Source organism: Pseudomonas sp. NPDC087803 (assembly GCF_044742995.1).
In the GTDB taxonomy this organism is placed as follows: Bacteria; Pseudomonadota; Gammaproteobacteria; order Pseudomonadales; family Pseudomonadaceae; genus Aquipseudomonas.
The window spans coordinates 2104-8213 of record NZ_JBIUVO010000109.1 but is presented as its reverse complement, the minus strand read 5'-3'; the positions used below and the strand labels follow the sequence as shown (position 1 = coordinate 8213).

Here is a 6110-nt window from a genome sequence, read left to right as displayed (position 1 = left end):
CTGCAGCAAGTCACCGGCGCGCTGGGCGTGGCCGTGGTGATCGAGGCCAAGCACATGTGCATGATGATGCGCGGTGTCGAGAAACAGAATTCGTCGATGATCACTTCGGTGATGCTCGGTGAGTTCCGCGAAAACGCGGCGACTCGCAGCGAATTCCTCAGCCTGATCAAGTAATCGGCTGCAGAAAAAACCGGCGTTGATCGCCGGTTTTTTTTCGTCCGTGAAAAATCGGGTAAGCTGCGCGCCCTTCTCTCTTGCACCGTGAGGCTTTCAACGTGTTCGTAAAAGCGCTTCGTGTCGGCCTTGGCCAACTGATCATCTTCATCGACTTCATTACCCGCCCGGGCAAGAAACAGCGCCCGGCCGAGGTACAGGCGCAAGTCAACGCCGCCGCCAAAGGCCTGACCCTGTATCAGTTCCACGCCTGCCCATTCTGCGTGAAAACCCGCCGCACCCTGCGTCGCCTGAATGTGCCGGTCGCACTGAAGGACGCGAAGAATAATCAACAGGATCGCCAGACCCTGCTGGACCAGGGCGGCAAGATCAAGGTGCCGTGCCTGCGCATTGAAGAGAATGGGCAGACGACCTGGATGTATGAGTCGAAGGTGATCATTGATTATCTGGATAAGCGCTTTGCTGCAGTCTAAGTTTTTTGGGTGCATTTGAAGGCCCTATCGCGAGCAGGCTCACTCCTACAATTGGTATGCGTTCCCCCTGTAGGAGTGAGCCTGCTCGCGATGAGGCACGTGAGGGCACCATAAACTCCCCCTATAAAAATAAACCGGCCTCGAGCCGGTTTATTTTTTTCAGGCCGCTTGATCTATCTGCGCCTGCCTCACCACCGCCGCCAATCGCTTCAGCCCCTCATCCAATCGCACCGGATCAATGTGGCTGAAATTCAAACGCAGATGCCCAAGGTTTTTATCCGGATCGGGAAAAAACGGCTCGCCCGGCATGAACGCCACGTCATTGGCCAGCGCCTCGTTGAGCAATGTCCGTGTATCCAGCGGTTGCTTCAGCGTCAGCCAGAAAAACAACCCGCCCTGCGGCATGTTCCAGTCCGCCAGATCGGCAAAGTGCGTTTCGAGCGCTGACTGGAAAGCATCGCGGCGCTGCCGGTAGAAACCGCGCAGTTCGCTCAGGTGCTGCTGATATTGTTCACTACCAATCCATTGCAGCGCCTGCCACTGGCCGATGCGGTTGGTGTGCAGATCCGCCGATTGCTTGAGTTTGAGCAAATGCGGAAACAGGTCCGGACTGGCGATCAGGTAGCCGACGCGCAATCCCGGCAGCAAGGTTTTCGATACGGTGCCGGTGTAGATCCAACTGGCTTTCCGCAGACGCCCGGCAATCGGTTTGGCACTGCCGCCATCGAATGTCAGTTCGCGGTACGGCTCGTCTTCGATCAGGGTTACGCCGAATTCATCGAGCAATGCGGCGACGGCGGCGCGCTTGGCTTCGCTGTAGCGCACGGCGGAGGGGTTCTGGAACGTCGGGATCAGGTAGATGAACGCCGGGCGATGTTGCTCAAGTCGGCTGCGCAGTTGGGCCAGATTGGGGCCATCGGATTCTTGCGGCACGGTCAGGCAATCGGCGCCGAACAGCTGAAAGATCTGCAACGCGGCCAGGTAGGTCGGCGCTTCCAGGAGAATTTCGGTGCCCTGGTCGATGTACAACTTGGCCGCCAGATCGAGGGTTTGCTGAGAACCGCTGACCACCAGCACCTGACTCGCCGCACACTCCAGACCCAGCGCCCTCGCCTGCGCCGCCAGTGCTTCACGCAATGCCGGCTCGCCTTCGCTCATGCCGTATTGGCCGAGGGACAGCGGCATGTCGGCCCAGTCGACCTTCGGCAACATGGCTTCGGCCGGCAGCCCGCCGGCGAACGACATCACCTCCGGGCGTTGGGCGGCGGCGAGGATTTCACGGATCAGAGAACTTTTAAGGCGCGAGACACGTTCGGAAAAAGCCATGGGAGTCACCGGTAGCGAGGCCTGGGAAAAATGAGTCAAACTGGTTGACTGAAACTACGACAGCTTGAGCGAGTACGTCAACATGCTTGACCTTAAAAACCCCGCCAGCCAGCAACAGGCGATGGAAGCGTTTTTCTTCGGCTATCAGGCGTTCACCGCCAAAGCGGATGAAATGCTGGAACGCCGCGGCCTGTCCCGGGTGCATCAGCGGATTGTGTTTTTCATCGCGCGTTATCCGAATTTGAGTGTGAAGGAGTTGCTGGGATTGCTCGGCGTGAGCAAACAGGCACTGAACATGCCGCTGCGCCAGTTGCAGGAAATGCACCTGGTGGACAGCGCGGCGTCGCAGGAGGACAAGCGCAAGCGGCTGCTGGAGCTGACCGTTGAGGGAGCGAAGTTCGAGCAGGCGTTACGGCGTGAGCAGGTGAAGTTGCTCGAGCGGGTGTTTGCCGAGGCCGGGGAGGCGGCGGTGAATGGGTGGTTGGCGGTGAATATGGCGCTTGGGAGCACTCAGTCACCTCTTGATTGACTGGACTGGCCTCTTCGGGAGCAAGCCCCCTCCCACAGGGTTCTGCTGGTTACCCATGATTTCGGTCCACTGGAGATCCACTGTGGGAGAGGGCTTGCTCCCGAAGGGGCCAGAACAAACGATATATCCCTATCGCCGGACCTTTCGTAAACAAAACCAAAAACAATATTTGCTTTATTTGTACACAAAAGCATAATCCACTGCGTGCGAGTTCCTGACCGCATGGTCAACAAATTCGCGTATGCCTCAAAGGGCTGCTGCCACCCCTCATGGGTCCGGCCCTGGAAATAACAATAAAACTCTTGAGGAGTACTCGCTGTGGAAAGCCGCAAATCCGAAGCATCGACGCTGGAACTCTCGCCGCCCTTACGCACAGGCGTGCTGGAGCGCATCTTCAAACTCAGCTTGCATGGCACCACGGTGAAGACCGAGCTGATTGCCGGTCTGACAACCTTCATCACCATGGCTTACATCATCTTCGTCAACCCGAACATCATGGCCGATGCCGGGATCGATCACGGTGCAGCCTTCGTCGCCACCTGCATCGCCGCCGCGCTCGGCTGCCTGCTGATGGGCCTGTACGCCAACTGGCCGGTGGGCCTGGCGCCGGGCATGGGCCTCAACGCCTTCTTCACCTATACCGTGGTCGGCACCATGGGCTACAACTGGGAGACCGCGCTCGGTGCGGTGTTCGTCTCCGGTGTGCTGTTCATGATCCTGACCTTTTCGCGGATTCGCGAATGGCTGCTCAACAGCATCCCGGTCAGCCTGCGCTTTGCGATGGGCGCCGGGGTCGGTCTGTTCCTCGGGCTGATCGGTCTGAAAACCGCTGGCATCGTCGTCGACAGCCCGGCCACCCTGATCAAACTCGGCTCCCTGCGTGAACCCGGCCCGCTGCTGGCGGCGATCTGCTTCCTGATGATCGCGATCCTCAGCTACCACAAAGTCTTCGGCGCGATCCTCATCAGCATCATCACCGTGACCCTCGCCGGTTGGGGCCTGGGCATCGTGCACTACGAAGGGATCATGTCGACCCCGCCAAGCCTGGCGCCGACCTTCATGGCAATGAACGTCGCGGGCGTGTTCAACGTCAGCATGATCAGCGTGGTCCTGGCCTTCCTCTTCGTACACATGTTCGACACCGCCGGCACCCTGATGGGCGTCGCCCAGCGCGCCAATCTGGTCAACGCTGACGGGCGTATCGAAAACCTCTCCCGGGCGATGAAAGCCGACAGCGCCTCCAGCGTCTTCGGTGCGGTGGTCGGCGTTCCGCCCGTCACCAGCTATGTGGAAAGTGCCGCTGGCGTAGCGGCTGGTGGTCGGACTGGTCTTACCGCAGTCACCGTGGGTGTGCTATTTATAGCCGCGATGTTTTTCGCACCGCTGGCCGGGATGATTCCGGCTTACGCCACTGCCGGTGCGCTGATTTACGTTGCGATGCTGATGATGGGCGGCATGGCCCACATCGAGTGGGACGAAGCCACCGATGCGATTCCGGCGATTGTCACCGCGATCATGATGCCGCTGACCTTTTCGGTCGCCGACGGCATTGCGCTTGGCTTCATCACCTATGTGGCGTTGAAGGCCGGTGCCGGCAAGTACAAGGAAATTTCCGTGAGCCTGTGGGTGCTCTGCGCGATCTTCATCGCCAAGTTCATCTTCTTGTAAGCGTCACGCGGTTCAAGCGTCAAACCAGCCTCACCCTCGCGGGTGGGGCTTTTGCACATTCCTGGTACAACAAAAAAAGGAGCAAAGTGATGAGTCTGGAAACTTGGCTGCTGTTCAGCGGCGCTGCATTGGTGGTGATCCTGATTCCGGGACCGCTGTCATTGCTGATGATCAGCAACAGTCTGAACTACGGTCTGCGCCGCTCTTACCCGGCGTTTCTCGGCGGGGTGATCGCCTCGATCTGTCTGCTCAGTGCCTCGGCGCTGGGGCTTGGCGCCCTGCTGCTGGCCTCGGAACAACTGTTCAGTGCCCTGAAAATCGTTGGCGCGCTGTACCTGTTCTACCTCGCTTGGCAGAGCTGGCAGCAATCGCGTCAACCGTCGGTAGGCGCCGAAGTGCCGCAAGCCGCGCCAGTGCCACGTTTCCGCACACTGTTCGGCCGCGCGTTTGTCTTGGGCGCGAGCAATCCGAAGGACATTCTGTTTTTCGCCGCGTTTCTGCCGCAGTTCCTTAGCGCGCAACAGCCGTTCCTCCCGCAATTGCTGATCATGATCGCGACTTGGGTGGTGCTCGACCTGTGCTGCAAACTGGCTTACGGGCTGGGTGCACATGGTGCGGCGCGCTATCTGCGTAGCGGCAAGGGACAGAGCTGGTTCAACCGGGTGAGTGCCGGGTTGTTCAGTGGTGCCGGTGCTGCGTCGCTGTTGAGCCGCTGACAGCAAAAGCTTCGCGAGCAAGCCCGCTCCCACATTTGGAATGCACTCCCTTGTGGGAGCGGGCTTGCTCGCGAAGGCGTCAGATCAGGCGACACTTTCCTACAGGCGAAAAAAAGCCCGCAGTGTGAGCGGGCGAAAGACCAAAGAAGCTATATGCGCAGTCGCTTCCCGGTGGGGGCAGCTGCTTGGGGGTCAGCTGCCCCGGTATGTGGAATAGCTGTAAGGCGAAATCAGCAGTGGCACATGGTAGTGATCCTGCTCGGCGGAGATGCCGAAGCGCAGCACCACCACGTCGAGGAACGCCGGTTCCGGCAACTGCACGCCACGGGCGCGGTAGTAATCGCCAGCGTGGAACTGCACCTGATACACCCCGGTGCGGTAGTCATCGCCTTGCAGCAGCGGCGCATCGACCCGGCCATCGCTGTTGGTAATCGCACTGGCGACCAATTCCAGATGCGAACCTTCAACGCGGTACAGCTCGACCTTGATCGAACTGCCCGGGCAACCGTGTGCAGCGTCCAAAACGTGTGTTGTCAAACGTCCCATTGATTCTGCGCGCCTGGCTGCCAAGAGCAGTCAGACTTCGCGCCTCCCGAAGTCAGGTAAAAAGGAGACCGCACCGATTCGGAGCACGAAAAGCTGCGGCGAGCGATTGATTAAGACACTTTTCAAAAAAATTGTACACAATAAAAACGACATTTTTCACCTCATCCCCGCCATTCGGGCGTTTGCCCCTGATCTGCCCCTCAAGCGCCTGGCTATTGAACCTCGCAGCCATTAGCTGACTGATCAGGCAGGTTTCTTGCAGGTTTACGCCATTAGCAGCAAAAGATGACAGTCGGTGAAAAATGCGAAAATTCAGGCTTACAAATTGCGAATAAAGTTGTATACAATCAGCCCATCGCTGTGACGCCAGCCTGTGCAGGCCGTTACACAAACCTGTCAACGAATAAGAAGGAAGACTGCAGTGAGCGCTGACTACCCACGCGACCTGATCGGTTACGGCAGTAACCCTCCTCACCCACACTGGCCGGGCAACGCGCGCATCGCGCTGTCCTTCGTGCTCAATTACGAAGAAGGCGGCGAGCGCAACATCCTGCACGGCGACAAAGAATCTGAAGCCTTCCTCTCGGAAATGGTCGCTGCCCAGCCGCTGCAAGGCGCGCGCAACATGAGCATGGAATCGCTTTACGAGAGGAAGGCTTCAGATTCTTTGTCGCCGTG

The 6110-nt window shown here is 58.8% G+C and carries 7 protein-coding genes and 1 pseudogene; 6 read left to right on the top strand and 2 right to left on the bottom strand.

The genetic code is table 11. The features are described 5' to 3' along the window. On the top strand, window positions 1–174 hold a 174-nt coding region (locus ACIOUG_RS26250; protein ID WP_401069961.1), incomplete at its 5' end, for a GTP cyclohydrolase I. 101 nt (window positions 175–275) lie between these two features. After that, on the top strand, window positions 276–647 hold the full coding sequence (locus ACIOUG_RS26245) for a glutathione S-transferase N-terminal domain-containing protein (RefSeq protein WP_401069959.1): 372 nt from the start codon (window positions 276–278) through the stop codon (window positions 645–647). Between the two features lie 159 nt (window positions 648–806). Here ACIOUG_RS26245 and ACIOUG_RS26240 read toward each other — a convergent pair whose 3' ends face one another. After that, window positions 807–1973 carry a PLP-dependent aminotransferase family protein gene (locus tag ACIOUG_RS26240; RefSeq protein WP_401069957.1) on the bottom strand — a complete coding sequence of 389 codons (1167 nt, stop codon included), beginning with the start codon at window positions 1971–1973 and terminating at the stop codon, window positions 807–809. 82 nt (window positions 1974–2055) lie between these two features. Between ACIOUG_RS26240 and ACIOUG_RS26235 the strand changes: the two genes are divergently transcribed. The 3 genes from ACIOUG_RS26235 to ACIOUG_RS26225 all read left to right on the top strand — a co-directional run bounded on the left by ACIOUG_RS26235 (window position 2056) and on the right by ACIOUG_RS26225 (window position 4886). Then, on the top strand, window positions 2056–2502 hold the full coding sequence (locus ACIOUG_RS26235) for a MarR family winged helix-turn-helix transcriptional regulator (protein ID WP_401069955.1): 447 nt from the start codon (window positions 2056–2058) through the stop codon (window positions 2500–2502). Between the two features lie 318 nt (window positions 2503–2820). Continuing rightward, a complete protein-coding gene (locus tag ACIOUG_RS26230) occupies window positions 2821–4170 on the top strand; it encodes an NCS2 family permease (protein WP_007960656.1) in 1350 nt (449 codons plus the stop codon). An 89-nt stretch (window positions 4171–4259) separates the two neighbouring features. Then, window positions 4260–4886 carry a LysE family translocator gene (locus tag ACIOUG_RS26225; RefSeq protein ID WP_064586707.1) on the top strand — a complete coding sequence of 209 codons (627 nt, stop codon included), beginning with the start codon at window positions 4260–4262 and terminating at the stop codon, window positions 4884–4886. 192 nt (window positions 4887–5078) lie between these two features. On the opposite strand, the gene uraH is transcribed toward ACIOUG_RS26225, so the two are convergent. Continuing rightward, window positions 5079–5432 (bottom strand): hydroxyisourate hydrolase, encoded by a 354-nt coding sequence (gene uraH, locus ACIOUG_RS26220; protein WP_003223171.1) that lies wholly within the window; start codon window positions 5430–5432, stop codon window positions 5079–5081. Window positions 5433–5853: 421 nt separating this feature from the next. Between uraH and ACIOUG_RS26215 the strand changes: the two are divergent. Next, window positions 5854–6110, top strand: a pseudogene (locus tag ACIOUG_RS26215) (allantoinase); the annotation flags it as partial.

Coding starts and splice junctions, on each gene's coding strand:
- ACIOUG_RS26240 (WP_401069957.1), bottom strand. CDS start 1,973: ATGGCTTTTTCCGAACGTGTCTCGCGCCTTAAAAGTTCTCTGATCCGT.
- ACIOUG_RS26235 (WP_401069955.1), top strand. CDS start 2,056: ATGCTTGACCTTAAAAACCCCGCCAGCCAGCAACAGGCGATGGAAGCG.
- ACIOUG_RS26225 (WP_064586707.1), top strand. CDS start 4,260: ATGAGTCTGGAAACTTGGCTGCTGTTCAGCGGCGCTGCATTGGTGGTG.
- uraH (WP_003223171.1), bottom strand. CDS start 5,432: ATGGGACGTTTGACAACACACGTTTTGGACGCTGCACACGGTTGCCCG.